Below are 21285 nucleotides of genomic sequence, written 5' to 3' on the forward strand. Positions count from 1 at the left end.
ATGCCAACTATTAGTCCCCGGTGGGGGCGGGTTTATAGATATTGTGGATGTGAATGAAAGATTGTTGGTGAACCCGCCCCTACAGGAATTAATGAAATAACTTATGACTGAACTACTTAAAAATTTGCCAACTCAACCCCTATCCCAGCCCCCAGCTTGGCTGATCCAAGCTGTCAGAAACCATGCACCAGAACTCCCCGGAAACTATGCCGCTGCACTTCTCTGGTATAGAGGAATTCACAACCCCGAACAAATACCCGGTTTCTTAAACCCCCAACTTTACCAACCAGCAAGTCCCTTTGAATTCGGGCTAGAAATGAACTGGGCGATAGAAAGAATCCAGCAAGCACGAAACAGCGCAGAAAAAGTTGCAATTTGGGGAGACTTCGACGCCGACGGCATTACCTCAACCTCGGTTTTGTGGGATGGACTGGGAGAATTTTTTACTCAAAACGACCAACTAACTTATTACATTCCCAACCGATTAACCGAATCTCACGGACTCAATATCACAGGAATAGATGCCTTAGCAAAAGCGGGAATTAGCTTAATTATTACCTGCGATACAGGCAGTACAAACATCGCCGAAATCGAATATGCCACCAGCTTAAACATCGATACAATTGTCACCGACCATCATACATTACCAGACGATCGCCCGCCAGCTACAGCCATTATCAATCCCCGCTACTTTCCCCCAAACCACCAACTATTTAACCTTTCAGGAGTGGGAGTAGCTTACAAATTAGTTGAAGCATTATATCACACATTACCGGATATTCCGCAGCGCCCGCTCACAGATTTATTAGAATTAGTAGCGATCGGCTTAATTGCCGATTTAGTCCAACTTACAGGAGACAGCCGCTACCTAGCACAAATCGGCATCCAACAACTGCAAAAACAAATCGCAAATCCCACCCGCCCAGGAGTTGCAAAATTGCTCGAACTGTGCAAAAGATCGGGCGATCGCCCAACCGACATTTCCTTCGGCCTCGGCCCCCGAATCAACGCCGTCAGCCGCATTCAAGGGGACGCCAGCTTCTGCGTAGAACTCCTCACCAGCCGCGACAAAAAACGCTGCGAAGAACTAGCAAATTTAACCGAAATTGCCAACTCCCGGCGCAAATCTTTACAAAAAGATGTTGCCAAAGATGCCGCCTACAAATTAGCCAAACTCGACCTCTCAACTACTAGCGTCATCGTCCTCAGCGACCCCCAATGGCCCGTAGGAGTATTAGGATTAGTAGCGGGACAAATCGCCCAAGAATACGGCCGTCCCGTGATTTTATTCAGCACAGAAGGAAGCGAAGAAATTAACGAAAATACCCCAGAAACGCAATTTACCTCTTTCTTAGATTCAGAATCACCAACTCTTTCCCCATCCAAAATTGCCAGGGGTTCGGCGCGTTCCGCCAATCAAATCGACCTTTACCAATTAGTCAAAGACCAAGCGCATTTATTGCACAGATTTGGCGGTCATCCCTTCGCCGCCGGATTAAGTCTTCCCGTTGAAAATATCCCCCTATTTACCGATGCGGTAAATCAGCAACTGCGGCAACAATACAGCACAGATAGTTTAACAGCCGCCCCCGTTCAAGCCGACCTAAAAATTACTGTCTCCGAATTAGGCAAAGACTTATTTCAAGAACTAAAATTGCTCGAACCGTGCGGTATGGGCAACCCCACACCCAAATTGCTGATTGAAAACTGCTGGTTTGACAATCTGTGGAATCAAAAAATTAAGGATTTGAAAGGGCAAAAAGTAGAATATATCAAAACAGAATTTATAATTAGGGATGAATCTAGCGATACGGGATTTCCCGGCATTTGGTGGGGACACAATCAGAACGAAGTTCCCCAAGGTCGCTGCGATGTTACGGTAGAACTAGATTTTAATACTTACAAATCGCGATATGAAGTGCGTCTCGTAGCAGTGCGGGAACGCACGGAAGACAACCCAATCAATTCGCCCACTAAAATAGATTGGATCGTAGACTGGCGCAAGAGAAATAATGATGAAGAGTTGTTAGCAGCCAGCACAAACTTAGAATCTTCAATGTCGATCGACAATCTAGTTTACAATTCCGAAATGGTCGATCGCGAAAACTCGATCGTCCTCAAAGAATGCCCCGCAAGCTGGGACGAACTGCGGATCTGGTTTCGGCAAGCACAGCACACTCAGAAAAAACTCGCGATCGCCTACACATTACCCCCATTCGTACCCCCACAGCAAATCTGCCAACAGCTAATCGGCATCGCCAAATACCTCAGCCGCACCAAAAAACCCGTCACCAGACAGCAACTCCGCCAGAAACTCGGCATCAGCGACACCTCCTTGCAACTAGGGTTCAAAACCCTAACATATCTCGGTTTTAAAATCAATTATCGCGATCGAGCTTTCCACATCACCAGACAACCCGAAACCGCACAGCAGCAAGACGCGCCCGATCAAATCCCCAAATCCTTATTAGATAGCCAATCCATCCAATCCTCCGTGCCAAATTCCCCCATCGCCGCCCGTTTTGCAGCGCAATTCCTAGCAGCAGTCTCCGAAGAACAATTCCGGCGGAAATATTTCTGTGAAGTACCCCTTTCCACCATTGTGTCGATCGCCCGAGAAACCGTTTTCCAAGAAGATTCTACAGCAAATCCCTTCTAACTGAGATATTGGACTATTCTCAAGAACAGGCAAGATGCCTGTTCCACAAAGAATGAATTTTCTTGTGGAACAGGCATCTTGCCTGTTCCTAAACAAGTAATTGAGAAGGGTACAACACATGAGTTCTAACTGACATATTGCACCATTATCAATAACCCTTCTGTGGGCGGGCTCTCCCGCCCAACCCACAAGAAAATTCACTTTTTGTGGAACAGGCATCTTGCCTGTTCATAAAAAGCTTATTGAGAATGGTGGAACACATGAGTTCTGACTGACATATTGCACCATTGTTAAGAACGGGCTCTTCGGCCCGTTCCACTCATGAGATAACTTTTATTGTCGGGCCCGCACGCTGTTACCACCGGTGGGGCTGGCTTTTGGGGCCCTGAAGCGAGAGAAGTTGTTGTAGATGTGGCTTAAGAGGCGTATTCCTGACACCGATGCAACATCTCAGTTCTAAGAAATATCTTACTTCTGAATTCATCCCGATAAAATAAGGCATAGGGCAATGGGAGTTATCCGTTGCGAGTCAGACCCAAAACTCATAACTCCTAACTCACAGGCCACAACCCAAAACTCCCCACCGCTTTCACTCGATCGCCCATCTCCAATTTAAAACCCCTATGCTTCTGTGTCCCCGCTGCCAATTTGAAAATCCCAATCCAAACAAGTTTTGTCAACAATGCGGAAATTCCCTAATTTACAAACCTTGCCACGAATGCGGTGCCCAAGTCGCTTTTAGCGCCGCATTATGTCAGAATTGTGGCGTCACAACAGGTCAAGTGTGGCGGGCCATTATCTGCGGTCGATCGAATTTTCCAGCAGTCGAGCCACAGGAGTCAACCCTACCCCCAGCCGAATTTCCCCAAAAAGCAGAGATGGTTCCAGAAATCCCATCGCGCCAAAACTCTCCTGAACCAATCACAGACGCCATTAAAACCGAAATAACCACCCCAGCCGAACCCCCAATAGCAGTCGCATCAACTTCTCCACAGCCAAGCGACGGCGAATTCAGCAGCACAGAAAGTGACCCTGTGGTAGCCGTGGGGGCGATCGCACCACCATCCTTTCAAACAACAGAAAAAAGCTCTACTACAGCACCAGAGCGCGAAATAACCGCATCTGAGCCGAATTTTACAACCGCACCACAGCCTAAACAAATCCAGGAAGCAACAGAGAACTCCGACAGCCCAAACATAGCTGACATCTCCCCCCCATCTCCAGAATTCCCCATCGCCAATTCAGAATATTTAATCCCTTCCCAGCCAGCGGGAGCTTATTTAGACACTCAGCAGCGCTACCAACTCCTAGAAACCGTGCCGCCGAGAAAACGCTCAGACACAGTAGAAGTAACAGTATTGGACTGTCAGCCGCTGGAAATGTCACCCCTCAAAGCCATGCTAGCAGCCAACTCTGCCAGCGTCGCCAGACGAACATCCCCATATAGCGCAGCAATCAAACGCGGAGAAAATTCAACCAATTCCGCCTTAGCAGAGCTTTGCCAAGGCATAGCTGAACCTTATCTGGCACTCCGGTGGCAATTCTCTCACAACCTGCCAGTCATTCACGATAGCTGGTCAGACAACGAACAGGCAGTGCTGCTGCTAGAAGACTGCTCCCAATGGCCGCTGCTGGTAGAACGCTGGAGTCAACCCGAAACTTCCACCCAGCAAATTTTATACTGGCTGCACGAAATGACAGAACTCTGGGCTGCCCTAGAGCCCTGGCGCTGTCGGCAAAGCTTGTTGGAACTGACAAATTTGCGAGTCAACCCCGACTCTTCCTTTTCCTTGGCCTCTTTGCGACTGCAATACCTCTATCCCGAACCCCCCGGCTCAAACCTGCAACTGGTAGATTTGGGGCAATTGTGGCAGGTGATATTTAGCCAGTCCGATCATCGCACTCAGTTTGGCGCCTTGCTCGAACTGCTGCAACAAATGTACAGAGGCGAGATTAACACAATCGAAGAATTGCGATCGCGCCTAGAAACAGTTCCCCTCGAACTCCAACCCGCACCTTCACCAAGCTCAACCCCGACACGCAGGCATTACCGCAGCCTCGACGAGTCCCCCCCCGAGGTTGGCGAGGTCTTAACCCAGCCCATGCCACTCCAGATTTACAGCTTAGAAGACGCAGGCCTCACCGATGTTGGCCGCACCCGCGACCACAACGAAGATTTCTTCAGCATCTGGACTCAGCTCAACAAACTCGAAAGCTCGTTCGGTCGCATCTTTCAAACCAAAGGGCTTTACATTCTCTGCGACGGCATGGGCGGACACGACAGCGGAGAAGTAGCCAGTCAACTAGCCGCTGAAACCCTCAGAGAATTTTTTCAAACCTGTTGGGAAAATCAACTACCTCCGGCAGACACCATCCGCGAGGGAGTGCTGCTAGCCAACAAAGCCATCTTTGAAATCAATCAAAAGGACGGACGCTCCGGCAGCGCCCGCATGGGTACAACTCTAGTCGCAGTCTTAGTTCAAGACACCCAATTCGCCGTTGCCCACGTCGGCGACAGCCGCCTCTACCGACTGAGAAAGGGACAAACCCTAGAAAAAATCACCTCAGACCACGAAGTAGGGCAGCGCGAAATTAAGCGCGGGGTTGACCCGGAAACTGCTTATGCCCGTCCCGACGCCTATCAACTAACTCAAGCCATCGGCCCGCGAGACAGTAATTTTCTCAAGCCAGAGGTGCAGTTTTTAGACTTGTGCGAAGATACCTTATTAATTTTGGCTTCGGACGGCCTGACAGATAATGATTTGTTGGAAACTCACTGGCAGAACACTCTCGAACCCCTGTTCAATCCCCAAGCTGATCTCGACCAGGGAGTTGCTCAATTGATTGAACTGGGCAACAAACGCAACGGTCACGACAATATCACGGCAATTATCATTCGGGCGCAGGTAGGCGCATTTCGATTTTAGACTTTCGATGCTGCCAACTTTTTAAAAGGTGGTGCTTTCCCCCGTGACCCCCTGGGTTAAATCGGCAATTGTTGCAGGGAAAGGAAACAGCTTCTGCCTTTTTCGGGCCAGGCTTTACTACTCGCTCTGTTATTAGGTATCCGGTGTTGAAACAGCTTCAGTTTGATTGCTCAAAAACTGATTGCAGACCCATAAGATTGCAGAAAAGCTGTGGAGTACCAACCATTTATCCGTAGCTTTAATTTTGAGACTCGGTTCCGGGAATCTACCGGAAAAATTGGCTTGATAGTAAGTGGATTCATCATAGTTGAAAGAGCTTTCACTTATAAAAATAGTTAGTCTCATGAAAAAAAAATTAACTAAAATGAAGTCAGTCGGCAGGCGGGCTGATGCGAAATCTGCTTTATACTCGATCGCTGTCGGGGAAATTTGGGCATAGGTGGGAAGTGCCCGCCCTACCTATAGATGTGGGGCGTAAATCACAACCTGCTGCTACAGCAAATTTACGTAAAAATTTAGCGATTGTTTACCTAGTTTTTGTAGTTTCAAGTGTTAAATCGATCGACTGTGTTTTAAGGAGCGATCGACCCCTCAGAAATTTTACGGATAATTGTTCCCAAAAAACTATTTATAACTTAATTGTTTATGGAATCTTTAATCATAATCAGGATATTATAAAGTTTTCCTGAAACTAACCTGTGAAGCTCATAAGTAATTTTTAATTTCTAATTTTTCAAAGCCCTACGCCCCAAATCTGTAAATTCCCGCCCACTCTCACTGCCAAATCAGGGAGTTCAACCACATCAATCGAAAATGCTGCTGACTCTTTTAGATCCAGAAAAACAGACCCCCCTGCAACAGTGGAGTTTCGAGAGCGAATCCATTATTCGCATCGGTCGCTCTCCTGAAAATCACGTTGTGCTCCCCAATGCTCTAGTGTCGCGGCAGCATCTGGAATTGCAAAGAGTTAATAGCGGGAGATCCAGCCAGTGGTACTTAGTCAATTCCGGGACAAATGGCACTTTGGTTAACGGTATTCTCATGTCTCAGGGTTGGATATCCGACGGTGCCCTGATCCAGTTGGCGCGGGGCGGCCCAATTCTGCATTTCCAAGTGATTACTATTGAACTCGGCGGCCAAATTAAGGCGAACCCCACCGTCAATCTCGCCGCCCCACGGTGCAGCCACGCGGGAAACCCGCCGGGGAATTTATTCTGCATCCACTGCGGCGAACCGATTAAAGTCGATCGCACGGTGCGCCACTACCAAGTGCTGAGAACTTTGGGCCAAGGCGGTATGGGGACAACGACTTTAGCCTGGGATCGAGAGAAAGCAAAAGCTCAACAACCCGGAAGTTCCCCCGCAGCTTCTCTGGTAGTCCTCAAGGAAATGAATGCTGACATGGCTCAAATAGTCAAAGCTCAAGAACTGTTTGAACGTGAAGCTAAAACTCTCAAGGCCCTCCACCATCCGGGAATTCCTCAGTTTTTTGACTTTTTTGTGGAAGGGGGCAAAAAATACTTGGTGATGGAAATGCTCCACGGCGAGGATTTAGAAAAACGCATCTACAACCGCGGGCCTGTTGCTCCCCAACAAGCAATAGAGTGGATGAGCCAAACCTGTGAGGTTTTGGACTACATTCACTCTCAAAAACCCCCGATCGTCCACCGGGATATTAAACCTGCTAATTTGCTGGTGCGGCACCGGGACAATCGCATTACAGTGCTGGATTTTGGAGCCGTTAAAGAAATCGGCACTCCTCCGGGCACTCGCATCGGCGTTGAAGGCTACACCGCACCAGAACAAGACCGGGGACAGCCTCTGCCTCAGTCGGATTTATATGCTATTGGGCCTACTTTGATTTTTTTGCTGACGGCCCAAAGCCCTCAAAACTTTTACGGGAAAATACCTGGAGGTTACGGGTTTAAGCTCGATAATATTCCGACGATCGCCCCCAAGCTGCGAGAGACCATTTTGCGAACCACGGCAGCTAAGCCTGGGGATCGCTTTCAAACTGCTCAACAATTAGCTCGAGCTTTAGCAGCTTCGCTTTAACAAAAGTCAGAAGTCAAAACTCAAAAGCCAAAAGTCAGAATTTATGAGGAAGAGGGCAAAGGGAAAAGGGAAGAGGGAAGAATTTAGCAACGGAAATTTATTAAAGAAAATTTACCCGATCACCTCGAAATTTCTCTCCGATACCCCAGTCCTCCGTCTCCTCTGTTATTCTTCGTCCCAAGCTTCTACAGCTATCAACTCGCTCACGGGGTCTTGCATAGAAAAATCAAACTCTAGCAATTGCTGTTTCCAGTACGGCCATTCGTCGCCGTAAAGAAGAGCAATTTTCCAAATACTGTCTGTCGGCTTGATAATGTCAGACGTGACGAGAGAATGCACCTGACGCTGGAACTTAACCATCGGCTGTATAACCTTCTGGCTCATAATACCTCTTGAATTGTTTAAATTTTGTGAATTACCACTTCCGATCTCACACTTTTTACCGCAGTTTCGCCAAGAACAGTCTCGCCAAGATACGTGTAGATTTTTGTCGGGAAGCTACATATTTAACTTGTATCTTAACAGAGTTCGTTTTGACAAGGCCCTATAAGCAGGACTGAAGAGTCAAGACCGACTTCAAAGAATTAATCATCTTTGAAATGTCCCGCTATATGCTGTCGATCGACAGTGGGAGGTTTGCCGCCTCGATTGTTTCCACATCGTTGTTTCCACATCGTTGTTTCCACATTGTTGTTTCCACATTGTTGTTTCCACATTGTTGTTTCCACATTGTTGTTTCCACATAGTGGCAGATGCAAGGGCTGCGTTCGGCTTGTTCTTGACAAGGCTGAGTTTGCGTAGGAGAAACTGCAACTACTGCGCTTTGGCTGCTACAGCGTAATTTCCGCTTTCCTGCGGGTAAACCACACCTGTTTCACCTTCGACGCTGGGTTCGCTGTGAGAGTGGGGTCGGAGCTACATCAACTCATTATAACTCTACTCACCGCAAAAGCGATCGAAAATTGTTGGATACTGTTGATCGCCACCCCTAAATGTCGATCGAACATTCAAAGGCGACAGCAGGGCGGGCGTACAAGCAAGTTCCAAACCCATCGTCCGTCCTGATTGAGTCAATCTCAAATCTAAAATCTAAAATCTAAAATTGTATGACTTGGACAAGGCGACACATTCTCACTCTGGCTGATTTTACCTCGGACGAATACGATACAGTGCTGCAAACTGCGGCCAGTTTTCGGGAGGTGCTCGGCCGCCGCACGAAGAAAGTGCCGGCCCTGCAGGGTCAAGTGGTCGCGAATTTGTTTTTTGAACCTTCTACCCGGACTCGCAATAGTTTTGAGTTGGCGGCGAAACGGCTGTCGGCGGATACGCTAAATTTTACCCCGGGAAGTTCTTCTCTGACGAAGGGGGAGACTATTCTGGATACGGCTAAGACTTATCTGGCGATGGGAACGGATTTGATGGTGATCCGGCACGAACAAGCTGGAGTTCCCAGCACGATTGCTTCGGAAATGGATCGCTTGGGGTCAAGAGTCAGCGTTCTCAATGCTGGAGACGGCCAGCACGAACACCCGTCGCAAGGTTTGCTAGACTTATTTACTATTTGTGCTCTGTTAGATACCGAAAGTCCGCGGCTGGAACTTTTAGCGGGCAAAAAAATTGCTGTGGTAGGGGATATTTTGCATTCGCGGGTGGCTAGGTCTAATATTTGGAGTCTAACGGCTTCTGGGGCAGAGGTTCATTTGGCCGGGCCGCCGACTTTGCTACCGCTGTTGTTTGCTGAGTGTGGCGATGGTAGGGAAGGCAAGTTATTTTTGCACTGGCATCTGGAACCTGCTTTGGCAGATGCTGATTTTGTGATGACTTTGCGGCTGCAAAAGGAACGGATGAGCGACCATTTGCTGCCGAGTTTACGAGAGTACCATTCTTTGTACGGGATTACGCGCGATCGACTCAAACTCTGCAAGCCGGATGTGAAGGTGTTGCACCCGGGCCCGGTTAACCGTGGCGTGGAAATTAGTTCGGATTTGATGGACGATGCCCAGTTTAGCCTGATTTCTCAGCAAGTTACCAGCGGCGTGGCGGTGCGGATGGCATTACTTTATCTAATCGGCGGGGGTAAAGTTTAGGCTGTTAGTTGTTAGTCATGAATTTCGGATATTCCCTGATTTTCAGGATCGAGCCCATATTTAAAATAATCGTTACCCAGTATGGCCGGGTAACGATTAAAACTCTTTCTAGAAACGTAAATTGCTCTAGTTAAGAGTTAGGAAAGCCAGGACGCAGACACCCAGCCGCCACCTTTGAGTTGTGCCCAGCCCTTTTTGTAACGACCGGTCAATTTTACGTGGTCTCCATAATATAACTTGCCGATTACACCAGAACAGCTACTGGGGCGGTGGCGGATATTCAGTCGGCCGCCATTCGTGACAACTTTGGCGTAGCTGTGATGGCTGTGATGAGCGCGATGGCCACAGTGTTTGCGGTAGCAATTTGCCGCCTGGGCTTCGCCACCGACACTCAGAACAGATAGGGCTACTGCCATACCTGCGACGCCTATCCATGCAGAATTAGGAATTTTCAAGCCCAGTTGGTCTAACGACTTGACCTGGAGTTCGGACTCTGGAGATTCATAAGCAACAAAAGAGTGGCTCAATGCTAGTGCTTCCATAGTTTCCTCGTGATTGTTGTTAACCTTTCTTGGTGCAGACTCAGGTCAAAACCTCAATTAACAGCCCAAATTATTAACTTATGTTTCAGAAAAGCCACAAAAGGGCGTTAAGGTCTTGCTGTTGCCGAGTATTGGCTAATGTTCCTGAACCCTGCACAGGTATATCATGTCATTGATGTAGCTTTCCGGAACAAAAAAATAAATAAAGTTTACATCGGCTGCTAAAAATTTTGCCGACGCGGATCAGAACTCCGGGCAGAATTAAACTTAACTGTGTCATTAAAAAGGGAACGAAGTTATCGATTGGGGTAGGAAATGGCTTGTACTGAGTTGCGAATGACACTACTTATTTTGGTGCTTATTTATTGAACTGCTACAGCAAGATCGGCAGTTAATTATATCGAACAAGCATCCGGCTCGTCTTCAAGCCCAATCTTAATTTGCTTGGGGTCAGTCATAGTGTCGCCGATCGCACTGGTGCAGAAGTTCGGGAAGATGGCATCGAGCCCTTGCCCGTGCTACAAGAGGGGTCTCAAGATTAGCCTCCCAGTGTCCCGGACAAGGATGCAAGACAAATCCATCGCGACTTGATTTGTGTCAAGATCGATCGAGTTCTCCAGCACCACTTGTTTCGCAATGAACTCCTTCGCTGCACTTTCTCTCGGCACAATTCCTCAACGCCATGAATCCGACAGCTTCGCCATTACCTTAGCGCCCCTGTCTGTAGAGGAAATATACGCTTTGGCAGATGACCCCGCGAACGGAGCCGTGGTAATAATGAGCGGTACAGTCCGCAACCAAACTGACGGTCAAGCTGTAGTTTCCCTAGAATATCAAGCCTACGAACCGATGGCCGTGCGAGTATTCCAGCAAATTGCTACTGAAATCCGCCGCCAGTGGGCCGATGTCAATCGGGTCGCTATTCACCACCGCGTCGGACACTTGCAGGTGGGCGAAATCAGCGTATTGGTGGCTGTTGGCTGTCCCCACCGGGGCTCAGCGTTTGCAGCTTGCCAGTACGCCATAGATACGCTCAAACACAATGTACCGATTTGGAAAAAGGAACATTGGGCTGACGGTTCTAGCAGTTGGGTTAGTATTGGAGCGTGCGAGGTTGTCGGGCATTAGTCAATCGATTTGAGATTTGAGATTGAAGAGGGGAACTTGTTACGATCTCGTAACGTCAAAAAGTGTGGAATGTTCGATGAGCCAATTCCACCGATGAGCGACTTTATTTCCGTGTCCTGGTCTGCGGTTGTGGCGACCGTTCAAAGAGTGCAATTGCCAGCCGAAAAACTCTCTAATTATGACTTGGTGTTGCGGTGTCAGGAAGGAAATCGACCTGAGACCACGGCCTTTTCAGAACTGTTGAAGCGGTATCAGTCCCACGTAGACAGGGTTCTCTATCACTTGGCCCCTGACTGGCAAGACCGAGCAGACTTGGCTCAGGAAGTGTGGATTCGGGTCTACCGCAATATTAACCGCTTGCAAGAGCCTGTTAAATTTCGGGGCTGGCTGAGCCGCATCGCCACTAATTTGTTTTACGATGAGTTGCGGAAGCGCAAGCGGGTGCGAACTCCGCTGTCGCTCGACGTACCCCGTACCCTGGAAGATGGCGAGGTTGATTGGGAAATTCCGGCCGACAGTCCGGGGCCTGATGAAGATTTGACGACTAGAGAATTTTACGACCAGTTGCGGGTGGCGATCGCAGATTTGCCGGAAGTATTCCGCACGACAATTGTTTTGAGAGAAATAGAAGGTTTAGCCTATGAGGAAATAGCCGAAATGACCGGAGTTTCTCTGGGAACTGTCAAGTCGAGAATTGCTAGAGCTCGCCAAAGATTGCAGTTGGAATTGCAAAAATATCTCGATGGTAATTAGCAAGAGTAATTTCAGAGGCGGGTTAAGAAGATTTGGTGAAGTTTGCTGTGACATCAAAACTTCTCTTTTAAAATATAAGTAAGCAGTAAATCATTCTAATACCGAGTGCGTGATTCCCCAATTAGAGCAAGTCTGAAATTATGAGTGGTAACTTTGAATCCGATAAAAATCAGAATCAGCAAGGCGTGGGGGATTCACTCGCTGAAACTGAAGTTAACAACAATTATGCCCAGGGCAATGTAACTACTATGATGCGCGATCGCTTTGAATTGCTAAGTGCTTACCTCGATGGCGAAGTGACGGCAGCAGAACGCCGGCAAGTTGAGGAGTGGCTGACAAATGACCCCACTACGAAGCGTTTGTACTCGCGACTGCTGATGATGCAGCAGAGTTTTCAGGCAATGCCGGTGCCTGCTGCGGAACAATCTGCCGAGGAGTTGGCGACGAAGGTTTTGCAGCGGGTGGAACGCAAGCCGAAACGAACTTGGATTGTGGGTGGAGGTGCGATCGCAGCTTTGTTGGTTGCGGTGGTGTCTGGTGTCGGTGGCGATCGCCAATTGTTTGCTCCTCAGTTTGCTCGATCGCCCGTTCCTGCTGAATCTGACGGTTTGATTATGGCTTTAAACGAGCCTCTGGTGGAGATGGTTAATCCCAATGATTTGATGCTTGGGGTGAATGCACCGATCATGGATATTCCCAAAGTTGGCGTAGCCACCCCTCAAAAGTAATTGCTAAAGGCGCAGTAGGATTTCTGTTTTGAGCAATAACGAAAGTTGCTAAGCTCCCTAAAAAAGGGGGCTTTTTGCCGTTTTTCCCAGTTTTTCAAGGTGGATATATCCTTTGACGCTTTCCCGGCTTTGAATGACGAATTGTGGGGCGATCGCATCTTAATATCGGAGTAGGTAGCTAGTGGAATTAGAGCGGGCGATCGCACTTGCCATCGATTTTTTGGATATGTGCGATCGGCAACAGCAATGTCTCCTCAATTTCCTGCCGCACAGCAGGAGATACATTACAACCGCTATTGAGGCAATCTACTAGCAATTTATTAGCATCATAATACTTCCTCAGCAATGACTTCTGCTGTTCGCTGAATATCCAATTGCGACCTATATTGCGATACTTAATCATCACATTTATTAATTGCTGAGTCCAATCTCGACCTTTAGCATTCCACCACTCCCGCTCGCTTCTCCACCAGTGCTGTATTCTGTTTGGATATGCTGAAGCATATAGTTGGTCTCTGAGTTGTTGCAGAGATTGCTTCAATTCTGGTTCAAGATTTAAATTGAGAGAAAAGGCGAGGATAGAGAGAAGATTGCGACCTGATGCTGCAGCATAAATATAGGGAATATTAAGGTCAATTGCATAGACCATTGCAACGTCAAGAACAATATCAGTAGCCAAGTCAGAGTGGCGTTCAGTAGCCAAGCCAGAGTCACGTTCATTGTCATAATAAGAAGTAAAGTCCAAGAAAAAAAGTTCAAGGGGTGGTTTAAAGGTATGGTCAATGGCATAACCAAGAATACGGATCAAACTTAGGTCAAAATTCAAGTCCGAACGAGGGTTACTAACGCGCTCTACCTCTCGACCCAGATAAAAAGCGCGGATAGCTGATGGTTTATAGGGAGCCTTAATGGAAAAAGATTTATTTCTTACCCACATTAGGAACTGCTGCAACTGCTCATCCTCAGCAACCATCCCATCAACTTGCTGTTTCATTGATAGTAACAAGTCATCAGTTTTTGGCAACATCCCAACTGCTAAAAACAAGACTTCTCGCCAACGCTTCTCGGTCAGGTGGCTGACCAGTTTCTCCAAAGCTTGTGGAGTGGAATTGTTAACTATTTCTGTAGCAGTAAAATACTCTTGGAATGTTAGATGAGAAAACGAATAAATCCCTCTTGCCCTCTCCACTAATAAGCCATGTTGTGCCTCGATCGCCTTCAGCACAACCTCACTATGGCTCTCCAACTGAACCGGGTCAGTTGTGGCATCGGGTAAGTTAGCTAGATAGTCGGCAATCACTTGTTGGATTTGATTTTTTTCAAAAAAGTAATCGCCCCGATCAAAAGTAATAGCTGCCACAAAAGCAAGTAAATGTTTCTTGCGGCACAAATTCAAATCTCGATAAACTTCATCCCGTTGAATGCCTCTAGTTTCATCCCATTTTCTGAGCATAATTTCCAGTCCTTCCTCATACAACTTGGCTCGGTTGGATGGGAAATCTGCTTTGGCTTGGAATACTAAACAAGTCAGATTCAACAAGATAGGCGTTACTGCCAGTTCTCGGATTTGCTGATTTTTATTCATTTTTAGCTGCTCTACAAATTGAGACGCTAAAGCTTTCCCTGCCTCCAGATTCTGGGAAAATGCCACAAACCAATTGCGAGCAAAGGCAGCGATTTGCTTGTTATTAAAATCGGCTACCTCAACACAGGTAAAAGCTTCGTCGTGAAATCGGTACTTAGCAGCGGCAATTCGACAGGTAATAATAAACTGATTGTTGTAATACTTTTGGACAAACTGACGAATCTGTCTGACGACTGCATCGCTATCTGATTCTGGCACTTCATCTAAGCCGTCCAATAAAATCAGCCCTTTGCCTTGACTGAGTACGAATTCAGTTTGCGATCGCGCCTCAACTCCGCAAGCAAATTCGTCGCTGATATATTCTAATAAGTCAAGATTAGGGATTTCAGCAAAGGTTCTTAGGGGGATAAAAATCGGTATTTTGTTTGTTTCAAATTTTGCGTGATCGCACTGAAGGGCGATGTGTTTCAAAAAGGTAGTTTTACCGGAACCAGGTTTGCCGAGTACCATCAGTTTAGAGTGAGATTTCACCGCATCCAATCCTGGTACTCGTTTCTGGCGCACTTTGCCTAAACCCAAGCGGTTAAAGTTATCTGCATCTGGGTTGAAGTCTCTGAGTAAATCGCGAATTTCTCCCGGCTGCCAACTGGTAATTTCCTCCAAAATGTTGACTTCAACATAAAGGTTGCTGACATCAACGGGCTGTGCAATATCCAACAGTTGCATTTTGCTGTAAAGCTGTTGGATTTTGCTGTGGCATTTTTGCCGGATCTCTTCCACTACCGAATCAATATGCTGTTGGCAAAAATCTCTAACCCCCCCAACCCCCAGGGCTGTTTCATTATCCGTAGGGGCCGTGCCCCCGTGCCGGCCCTCTTGGTCGGATCTGCCGATCGAATCCTCTAGGTCGGGGGTAGGCACGGGGAGTAGGGGTAGCACTACCCCTACAAAATTCATGTTTTTGGTGAGAATTAAACAGCCCTGCCCCAACCCCCTCTTGGTAAGGGGGGGCTAAAGGAGGACGATCGACAATTTCTTCCCAATTCAACTGCAAAACCCTGCAGAAAGCCCTGAAAGCATTGGCTTTAATTGGTTCTCTTCCTCCTAAAAAACGCCTCCAAGTGGGCAGCGAGAGGCCATCAGCATAGGGCCCGGCTTCTGTCCAAGTTCGATCGGGCTCTAATTTTTGACTAGCTTCTACTAGCCATATCGGGTCTTCTATAGTCGAGCCCCTTTCTCTTCTAGCTTGCTTAATTTTTACTAATCCCTCCTCAGAGGCTTTGAGGGTGGTCATTGTATAATTTACTTATCTAATTGTCAACGTCAGTTTTCGATCAGTTTAGCGATCGCAAACTGAGTTTGTCAAGACCCGATCAAAAAAGAGAAAATGATCGGGACAACAACTGCACGGCATACGGGAAAAGTCAGGCATAAATCATGCAAACTTAATCGTTCAGAATGCCACTGTCTTTTTTAGGTAAAAAAGTACACATTAAATGATGACAAAGGATAGCACCATGATAGATAACATAGATGAAATTCCGTCAGGTGGGATAGGTATAAAAATTATTGGCAAAATTGCCGATGAGCTAAGTTATACCCGCACTTCTGACGGTCGGAACTGTCTGTTCATTGTAAAATATTATCAGCAGCCTGGTCTAGTACCATCCCAAAGCAGCATTCAAGATGGTTTTTTTAAGCGGGCTATCGATGTTTTAACCAGCTTTAATTTCGGGTTTCAAAAGCAACGATTTCCCCAATCCGAGCCAAGTTATAACCAGCTAGTTCAAAAAATCCGCCTTCAAATAAATACTGATATCAAGGCTGTTGCTCAAGTTTTATCGTGGGTTGAACAGCTAGATCCTCTACCAATTCCCCTAGTCGTTTTGCATCAGTGTAAACTTGCTGTGATTGAAGGGTTTACGAATGCTGTTCGCCACGCTCACAAAAATCTGCCATTAGAAACTCCGATAGAGCTTGAAATAATGGTATTTAACGAACACCTAGAAGTAAAAATTTGGGATTGGGGAGAGCCTTTTGACATTCAAGCGAAGTTGAGAGAAGAATTGCCCCAAAAAAGTCTGTATTAGTTGGAACGATCTGGGATTTACGCTCCACTAAAGCTGTGCTGTAATTGCCAGCTTTAAATTGACGCTAGGAAGAAACTTTTTTGTTATGACTACTGATACTACTCCCAAGATTCTCGTTGTGGATGATGACCGAAAGCATCCAGGATACAAGCCCCCGGATTCATCAGTCCAGAAATAAAAAACCTGTATTCGATGAAACTTGCCCCCGAATTTATCCGTGGGGTCAATGCTTCAATTCTAAAATCTAAAATCTAAAATCTAAAATCTAAAATCGAGTGACTCATCAATCCGCAATCTTGTTCATCGTTTTTTAAATCAGAAATATCAAGTAGATTCGGCAGCAGATGGCGAGACTGCTTTAGAATTGTTTGAGAAATTAAAGCCACTGCTAGTAGTTCTTGATTGGAATTTGCCGGATACTACAGGCTATCACCTCTGCCAGGAAATGCATCGCCGTACTAATGTTTTTGTGATTATGCTAAGCAGCCGCACCGACGAAGCTGATAAACTTAAAGTCCTGTCTGCAGGTGCTGATGACTATATCTGCAAACCCTTTGGTTTGGCAGACTTGGCAATTCGTATAGAAGTTGTGTTGAGACGGATGATACCAATTTAATGTGAAGTTGCACATATCTCGATCCCCCTAAATCCCCCTTAAGAAGGGGGACTTTGATCGGAATCTTGTCCCCCCCTTAGTAGGGGCGGTGCCCCCGTGCCCGCCCTCTTGGCTAGGGGGGATCGCATTCTACGGGGCCTCATAAAAAATTGGTATGAGGCCTGTCACTTCATCACGTATTGTATTCGATCAATTCGCGATCGATTCAGCGCGTCGGGAAGCAACACTCAACGATCGCATTATCAAGTTAACAGCCTTGGAATTTAATATTTTGTATTTTTTGGCTAGTCATTCCGGTCAATCTTGGAGTCGCCAACAGCTAATTGAAAAAATCTGGGGGTGGAACTGCGACGACACAGGAGAAAAGCAAGTTGTTAGCGTGCATATCGGCCAGATTCGCAAGAAAATGATTCAAGTTGATGCTAATGCGTCGCAGTTTATTAAAACTATTCGGGGTTACGGTTACAGGTTCGATCCGCCGAATCGCACGGCAATAGCTATTAACTAAGCTCATCGGCATTAACCACCTTATTTGGTGAAAAACCTATTTTCCCACGTGCCGTCGGGCAGCCAGATGCCTCCTAGGGAACGAACGCGATCGGGTAACATGAAGTAAGCCCAAGCCGTGCCTAAAGGTTTGAGGTGTCGATCGAAGATTTCAATTTCCTGCCGCTGATATTCGTTTTGTGTCGGTTCCCGCAGCGGATGATAGTCTTCCAATCGGTCTAAATCGTCCAAAATAGCCGAGTTTGCGAAACTGAGGAGAAAACCGCAGACTGTGCCATCTCCGGCCATCATCGCAGGATAGCCGATCGGCAGCGCAAAAAGTTGACCGCGGGCGATCGCGGGGTAAGCATTCACAACTTTTCCTTCGCAGTAGCGGAGGTAGTTGCACTCCCCCGGTTTGAGAGTGCCGTAGACAAAGACTTTCATCGGGTAGGGCCTAACCGCTAGTTTTTGCTAACATAGATGGCTAAGCTAATAGTTTAAGTCTCGCGGGCGATCGCGACTGCAATCTTGATAAATTTCGTTGTTTACCCTTTCTTATAATTCATGACTCTAGCAGTTAGTTTTATTGCTTTTGGACTTCGGCCTTTGTACTTGAGCTCTTTTTTGCCGTCCCTGGACAGCTTGTTTTCGACTCAAGGGATTATGGTGATGCTGCTGGCCGCCTATGCGGGGGCGATGTGGATGTTTCTCACCAGTGCTCCGAAGGTACACACCGTGATGGTATCGGATCTCGGACAAGCGAGGGAGTTCTATGAAGGTATGCTAAACCTGCCCGTAGCAGAAGTGCCGCTGCACTACTACTACAATTACGAGCAAACTTTGGGGACAACAGGTATCGATCCGCTGTATTTGTCGCCGAATGTCGGGAGGGCAACGACCTCTCAAACAATGGGGAGTCCCGATGGTTTGTGGTATCAGTTGATGAAAAATACGCAACTGCACATTATTAGCGGCGCCGGTGCAGGGGAAAAAAATCGCCCGCGTCACGTTTGTTTCGATCGCGAATGTTTGGATCAGCTATTGATGAGGGTACAAACTCGCGGCATTAGTTATAAAATTCGCCGGGAAAAGCCTCTGAATTTTTTGGTTAAGGATTACGATGGTCGCGTGATTGAAATGGCTGAGGTTAGTAATTAAGTAGGTCGTTCTAATTAAAAGTAAAACGATCTCCCGCGCTACCCCCGGCTTCTTTTGTTGGGTAATATCATTCCGGCCCACCCGGAATGATATTAGTCGCGAACACGGCTCATCTCCTGAGAGATAATGGCTCAATCAAAAAATGATAAGAATAGTTGAGATTTTTGAAATATCACTATATTTTGGTTAAACTAGCTTGATTGGTTTCGGAAGATATTTTTATATCCCCAGAATAATCAGTAACTCTATTGTTAAGTAAAGCCTGGAGATAAGTAGAAATGACAGACGTTGAAGCCATTGTGGCAAGTTTGTGGGAGCTGGATGATGATGTATTGGAAGCTCAGCTAGGCTCTCGCGTACAAGCCATAGGGGATGATGTTGCTGGACGTGGAGCAACAGGGGTAGACCCAGCTTCCTTGGAATCTATTGATGTCAACGTTGCGGCTAGAGCAGCGATCGATCCAAGATTTCTAGATGCTGGTCGCCAGTTGTTCGATCGCGTCAACCCCTTAGTTTACCAACTTATGTGCAAACCCCTCGGGGACGATGCAGAGACTCAGAAGATTTTAGATGAAACAGTCAATCAGAACTATACTAAAGCGGCTGGGATGCTGGCTCCTGTTTTAGTCAGTGGAGTTGGGTTAGCTCCTGCTGTTGCTACTCTCCTGGCTACTCTAATCATTAAAAAAGTTTCCAAATACCTGGCTACTGGAATTTGCGAGACTTGGGAAAAAAGCTTGGTAAAACCTGCAATCTGAGCTACAAACTTGAATTAGCAACAGAAATTCTAGGGTAAGGCGATAATCGATTCTATAATCGTCGCAGAGATGGCGATCGCACTATTTGTTTACTTTTATTCAAGAATTCAATGAAAGTAAACAAATAGCAACAAAAATTAATATTGCTTGCGAACATCTAACCTATAATCATAAAATCACAGAAGATAGTGAATCACTTTTAAAAACTTCTCTGTCATCTACTTGTGTGCTTGGTTTTATAATCTTTTCCCAAATAGTTGGTTGTTATTTTGATTGATTAGAGGTAGTTGACAATGATAAAGGTTAGTGGCTTACCAGTTAATATTACTAAATCCGATCTGGACGAGCTTTTTTTTGCCTATGGTACAATTCAAATAACAAAAAATTCTGTTATCATAAAAATAAAACAGAGTGAAAGTATTGCAGAGCTAGAACTCGACAAAAACGAACTACTTGCTATTCAAGAACTACATAAGACAAAATGGCGTGACCAATATATCCTTTATCTTGCTTCAATCAGAGGAAGTGGAATTCTAGAGCATCAGGATGAAGGAGGCGGAAACCAAAACCAAGCTGGAGGAGATAGAGTTAAAAAGGGTCAGCCTGGAGGAGGCGGAAACCCAAACCAAGCAAGCGGAAATCCAAAATAAATAGTGGGGAGAACCCAACACATATTTTTACATACATAAACGGGAGTAAACTTAGCAGATGAATGAAGTGACACAGGACAAACAAAAAATTATGTATATAGCAACGCACACTCCTAATATAGGCATAGCGGAGGAGTTGCGAGAAATCAAAACTGTTATACGCGGCAGTAACAGTAGATTCGATCTTGATTCTGAATATGTCACCTCTGTTGGGGAGATTTCGGATCTAATTCAGCAGACAAAACCTGTCCCTCAAATTATTCATATTTGTGGAGAAGGAAAACCCGATGGAACAGTCGAGATCCCAAACCCCGATAATAATAAGAAAATAGACCGCGTAAAAGCAGAGGAGCTAGCAGCATTTTTTAGTAACGCCACAGACGTGAACTGTGTGATTCTCAATTTTTGCTATTCATCTGAAGCTACCAGATTAATTGCTCAACACATTCAATGTGTGATTGGAGTAGAGGGTTATATTGAGACAACAGCCGCCGTCGAATTTTCCAAAAACTTTTACAGATATTTAGAAGGTAAAGTTCTCAATCAAGGGGGTATAGATCAGGCATTTTTAAAGGGAAGGACCGCTGCTTTGCCCATGACGGGAGATACAGACACATATATTAAACTTACTGGATCAAAGCCGCAACCGGAAATTCAGATGATAGAACCTGCTGAGAGAAGCAAAGTTCCTGCTCGATGTGAATGTAGGGGTACTTTCAAGAACTTGGATGAAGGTGCAAGTATGTGGGCTTATGTATACGCGAGAATAGAAGGTAAATTCTATTTAGTGTTAATAATCAATAACTATCATGCCACAGAGGGAGAATGGCAAGTAACCCTGGGCATCGGTCTACAACAAGGAGCGGATAATTACGATTATAGAATAGGTGTTTTGATGGTCGATCGGGAAACTACTCCAGGATTAAAATCGCAATATGACAAAAGCATTCAAGAACGGGATTTTTTTGCGCTGGATAGTCTGCCTACTGATGGAACCCAAGCTTTTGGCGATCGCGTTGTGATAAGACAGTAGAATGTCCTAATAGTTAACTTGCAAAAC

Annotated in this window: 20 protein-coding genes and 1 pseudogene; 14 read left to right on the top strand and 7 right to left on the bottom strand. The window is 46.3% G+C overall.

Annotated elements, in window-relative coordinates:
• Window positions 1-103: 103 nt before the first annotated feature.
• From QUB04_RS08000 to QUB04_RS08010, 3 genes are all read left to right on the top strand, one after another.
• Window positions 104-2659, top strand: coding sequence for a DHH family phosphoesterase (locus QUB04_RS08000; protein ID WP_333283152.1), 2556 nt, complete (start codon window positions 104-106; stop codon window positions 2657-2659).
• Between the two features lie 623 nt (window positions 2660-3282).
• Window positions 3283-5586 (top strand): serine/threonine phosphatase, encoded by a 2304-nt coding sequence (locus tag QUB04_RS08005; RefSeq protein WP_333283155.1) that lies wholly within the window; start codon window positions 3283-3285, stop codon window positions 5584-5586.
• A gap of 813 nt (window positions 5587-6399) precedes the next feature.
• Window positions 6400-7641 carry a protein kinase domain-containing protein gene (locus QUB04_RS08010; protein ID WP_333283159.1) on the top strand — a complete coding sequence of 414 codons (1242 nt, stop codon included), beginning with the start codon at window positions 6400-6402 and terminating at the stop codon, window positions 7639-7641.
• Window positions 7642-7806: 165 nt separating this feature from the next.
• On the opposite strand, the gene QUB04_RS08015 is transcribed toward QUB04_RS08010, so the two are convergent.
• The 3 genes from QUB04_RS08015 to QUB04_RS08025 all read right to left on the bottom strand — a co-directional run bounded on the left by QUB04_RS08015 (window position 7807) and on the right by QUB04_RS08025 (window position 8715).
• Complete coding sequence (locus QUB04_RS08015; protein ID WP_193973492.1) at window positions 7807-8025, bottom strand: DUF4327 family protein; 219 nt, start codon at window positions 8023-8025, stop codon at window positions 7807-7809.
• A gap of 200 nt (window positions 8026-8225) precedes the next feature.
• On the bottom strand, window positions 8226-8357 hold the full coding sequence (locus QUB04_RS08020; RefSeq protein WP_333283163.1) for a hypothetical protein: 132 nt from the start codon (window positions 8355-8357) through the stop codon (window positions 8226-8228).
• Window positions 8358-8577: 220 nt separating this feature from the next.
• Entirely contained in the window at window positions 8578-8715 is a 138-nt protein-coding gene (locus tag QUB04_RS08025; RefSeq protein ID WP_333283166.1) for a hypothetical protein, read from the bottom strand.
• 32 nt (window positions 8716-8747) lie between these two features.
• Here QUB04_RS08025 and QUB04_RS08030 point away from each other — a divergent pair, with 32 nt between their 5' ends.
• A complete protein-coding gene (locus tag QUB04_RS08030; RefSeq protein ID WP_333283169.1) occupies window positions 8748-9728 on the top strand; it encodes an aspartate carbamoyltransferase catalytic subunit in 981 nt (326 codons plus the stop codon).
• A gap of 137 nt (window positions 9729-9865) precedes the next feature.
• On the opposite strand, the gene QUB04_RS08035 is transcribed toward QUB04_RS08030, so the two are convergent.
• On the bottom strand, window positions 9866-10270 hold the full coding sequence (locus QUB04_RS08035) for an SH3 domain-containing protein (RefSeq protein ID WP_333283173.1): 405 nt from the start codon (window positions 10268-10270) through the stop codon (window positions 9866-9868).
• 636 nt (window positions 10271-10906) lie between these two features.
• Between QUB04_RS08035 and QUB04_RS08040 the strand changes: the two genes are divergently transcribed.
• From QUB04_RS08040 to QUB04_RS08050, 3 genes are all read left to right on the top strand, one after another.
• Entirely contained in the window at window positions 10907-11398 is a 492-nt protein-coding gene (locus QUB04_RS08040) for a molybdenum cofactor biosynthesis protein MoaE (protein ID WP_333140557.1), read from the top strand.
• A gap of 93 nt (window positions 11399-11491) precedes the next feature.
• Window positions 11492-12151, top strand: a complete 660-nt coding sequence (locus QUB04_RS08045; protein WP_041622468.1) for a sigma-70 family RNA polymerase sigma factor — start codon at window positions 11492-11494, stop codon at window positions 12149-12151.
• Window positions 12152-12291: 140 nt separating this feature from the next.
• Window positions 12292-12879 carry a zf-HC2 domain-containing protein gene (locus QUB04_RS08050; protein ID WP_333140559.1) on the top strand — a complete coding sequence of 196 codons (588 nt, stop codon included), beginning with the start codon at window positions 12292-12294 and terminating at the stop codon, window positions 12877-12879.
• Between the two features lie 187 nt (window positions 12880-13066).
• Here QUB04_RS08050 and QUB04_RS08055 read toward each other — a convergent pair whose 3' ends face one another.
• Together QUB04_RS08055 and QUB04_RS08060 are read right to left on the bottom strand one after the other, a co-directional pair.
• Window positions 13067-15244: an NACHT domain-containing NTPase gene (locus tag QUB04_RS08055; protein ID WP_333283176.1), complete on the bottom strand. Its 2178-nt coding sequence runs from the start codon at window positions 15242-15244 to the stop codon at window positions 13067-13069.
• A 61-nt stretch (window positions 15245-15305) separates the two neighbouring features.
• Window positions 15306-15758 (bottom strand): hypothetical protein, encoded by a 453-nt coding sequence (locus QUB04_RS08060; RefSeq protein WP_333283178.1) that lies wholly within the window; start codon window positions 15756-15758, stop codon window positions 15306-15308.
• A 223-nt stretch (window positions 15759-15981) separates the two neighbouring features.
• Here QUB04_RS08060 and QUB04_RS08065 point away from each other — a divergent pair, with 223 nt between their 5' ends.
• The 3 genes and pseudogenes from QUB04_RS08065 (at window position 15982) to QUB04_RS08075 (ending at window position 17678) form a co-directional block, all read left to right on the top strand.
• Window positions 15982-16554 carry an ATP-binding protein gene (locus tag QUB04_RS08065; protein WP_333140565.1) on the top strand — a complete coding sequence of 191 codons (573 nt, stop codon included), beginning with the start codon at window positions 15982-15984 and terminating at the stop codon, window positions 16552-16554.
• 286 nt (window positions 16555-16840) lie between these two features.
• Window positions 16841-17155 (top strand): annotated as a pseudogene (locus QUB04_RS08070) (response regulator transcription factor); the annotation flags it as partial.
• A gap of 169 nt (window positions 17156-17324) precedes the next feature.
• A complete protein-coding gene (locus QUB04_RS08075; RefSeq protein ID WP_333283180.1) occupies window positions 17325-17678 on the top strand; it encodes a response regulator transcription factor in 354 nt (117 codons plus the stop codon).
• Between the two features lie 20 nt (window positions 17679-17698).
• Here the strand turns inward: QUB04_RS08075 and QUB04_RS08080 are convergent, their stop codons facing one another.
• Window positions 17699-18103, bottom strand: a complete 405-nt coding sequence (locus QUB04_RS08080; protein ID WP_333283182.1) for a gamma-glutamylcyclotransferase — start codon at window positions 18101-18103, stop codon at window positions 17699-17701.
• Between the two features lie 120 nt (window positions 18104-18223).
• Between QUB04_RS08080 and QUB04_RS08085 the strand changes: the two genes are divergently transcribed.
• The 4 genes from QUB04_RS08085 to QUB04_RS08100 all read left to right on the top strand — a co-directional run bounded on the left by QUB04_RS08085 (window position 18224) and on the right by QUB04_RS08100 (window position 21258).
• Entirely contained in the window at window positions 18224-18817 is a 594-nt protein-coding gene (locus QUB04_RS08085) for a glyoxalase-like domain protein (RefSeq protein WP_333283184.1), read from the top strand.
• A gap of 278 nt (window positions 18818-19095) precedes the next feature.
• Window positions 19096-19575: a hypothetical protein gene (locus QUB04_RS08090; RefSeq protein ID WP_333283186.1), complete on the top strand. Its 480-nt coding sequence runs from the start codon at window positions 19096-19098 to the stop codon at window positions 19573-19575.
• Between the two features lie 293 nt (window positions 19576-19868).
• Window positions 19869-20225, top strand: a complete 357-nt coding sequence (locus QUB04_RS08095) for a hypothetical protein (protein ID WP_333283188.1) — start codon at window positions 19869-19871, stop codon at window positions 20223-20225.
• A gap of 67 nt (window positions 20226-20292) precedes the next feature.
• On the top strand, window positions 20293-21258 hold the full coding sequence (locus QUB04_RS08100) for a hypothetical protein (protein WP_333283190.1): 966 nt from the start codon (window positions 20293-20295) through the stop codon (window positions 21256-21258).
• The last annotated feature ends 27 nt before the right edge of the window (window positions 21259-21285 follow it).

The sequence above is a fragment of the Microcoleus sp. D2_18a_B4 genome (assembly GCF_036702475.1).
In the GTDB taxonomy this organism is placed as follows: domain Bacteria; phylum Cyanobacteriota; class Cyanobacteriia; order Cyanobacteriales; family Microcoleaceae; genus Microcoleus.

What these genes read in the sequence shown, in the direction of transcription:
- QUB04_RS08000 (WP_333283152.1), top strand. Translation starts at nt 104, where the DNA reads ATGACTGAACTACTTAAAAATTTGCCAACTCAACCCCTATCCCAGCCC.
- QUB04_RS08005 (WP_333283155.1), top strand. Translation starts at nt 3,283, where the DNA reads ATGCTTCTGTGTCCCCGCTGCCAATTTGAAAATCCCAATCCAAACAAG.
- QUB04_RS08010 (WP_333283159.1), top strand. Translation starts at nt 6,400, where the DNA reads ATGCTGCTGACTCTTTTAGATCCAGAAAAACAGACCCCCCTGCAACAG.
- QUB04_RS08015 (WP_193973492.1), bottom strand. Translation starts at nt 8,025, where the DNA reads ATGAGCCAGAAGGTTATACAGCCGATGGTTAAGTTCCAGCGTCAGGTG.
- QUB04_RS08020 (WP_333283163.1), bottom strand. Translation starts at nt 8,357, where the DNA reads ATGTGGAAACAACAATGTGGAAACAACAATGTGGAAACAACGATGTGG.
- QUB04_RS08030 (WP_333283169.1), top strand. Translation starts at nt 8,748, where the DNA reads ATGACTTGGACAAGGCGACACATTCTCACTCTGGCTGATTTTACCTCG.
- QUB04_RS08035 (WP_333283173.1), bottom strand. Translation starts at nt 10,270, where the DNA reads ATGGAAGCACTAGCATTGAGCCACTCTTTTGTTGCTTATGAATCTCCA.
- QUB04_RS08040 (WP_333140557.1), top strand. Translation starts at nt 10,907, where the DNA reads ATGAACTCCTTCGCTGCACTTTCTCTCGGCACAATTCCTCAACGCCAT.
- QUB04_RS08045 (WP_041622468.1), top strand. Translation starts at nt 11,492, where the DNA reads ATGAGCGACTTTATTTCCGTGTCCTGGTCTGCGGTTGTGGCGACCGTT.
- QUB04_RS08050 (WP_333140559.1), top strand. Translation starts at nt 12,292, where the DNA reads ATGAGTGGTAACTTTGAATCCGATAAAAATCAGAATCAGCAAGGCGTG.
- QUB04_RS08060 (WP_333283178.1), bottom strand. Translation starts at nt 15,758, where the DNA reads ATGACCACCCTCAAAGCCTCTGAGGAGGGATTAGTAAAAATTAAGCAA.
- QUB04_RS08065 (WP_333140565.1), top strand. Translation starts at nt 15,982, where the DNA reads ATGATAGATAACATAGATGAAATTCCGTCAGGTGGGATAGGTATAAAA.
- QUB04_RS08075 (WP_333283180.1), top strand. Translation starts at nt 17,325, where the DNA reads ATGAGGCCTGTCACTTCATCACGTATTGTATTCGATCAATTCGCGATC.
- QUB04_RS08080 (WP_333283182.1), bottom strand. Translation starts at nt 18,103, where the DNA reads ATGAAAGTCTTTGTCTACGGCACTCTCAAACCGGGGGAGTGCAACTAC.
- QUB04_RS08085 (WP_333283184.1), top strand. Translation starts at nt 18,224, where the DNA reads ATGACTCTAGCAGTTAGTTTTATTGCTTTTGGACTTCGGCCTTTGTAC.
- QUB04_RS08090 (WP_333283186.1), top strand. Translation starts at nt 19,096, where the DNA reads ATGACAGACGTTGAAGCCATTGTGGCAAGTTTGTGGGAGCTGGATGAT.
- QUB04_RS08095 (WP_333283188.1), top strand. Translation starts at nt 19,869, where the DNA reads ATGATAAAGGTTAGTGGCTTACCAGTTAATATTACTAAATCCGATCTG.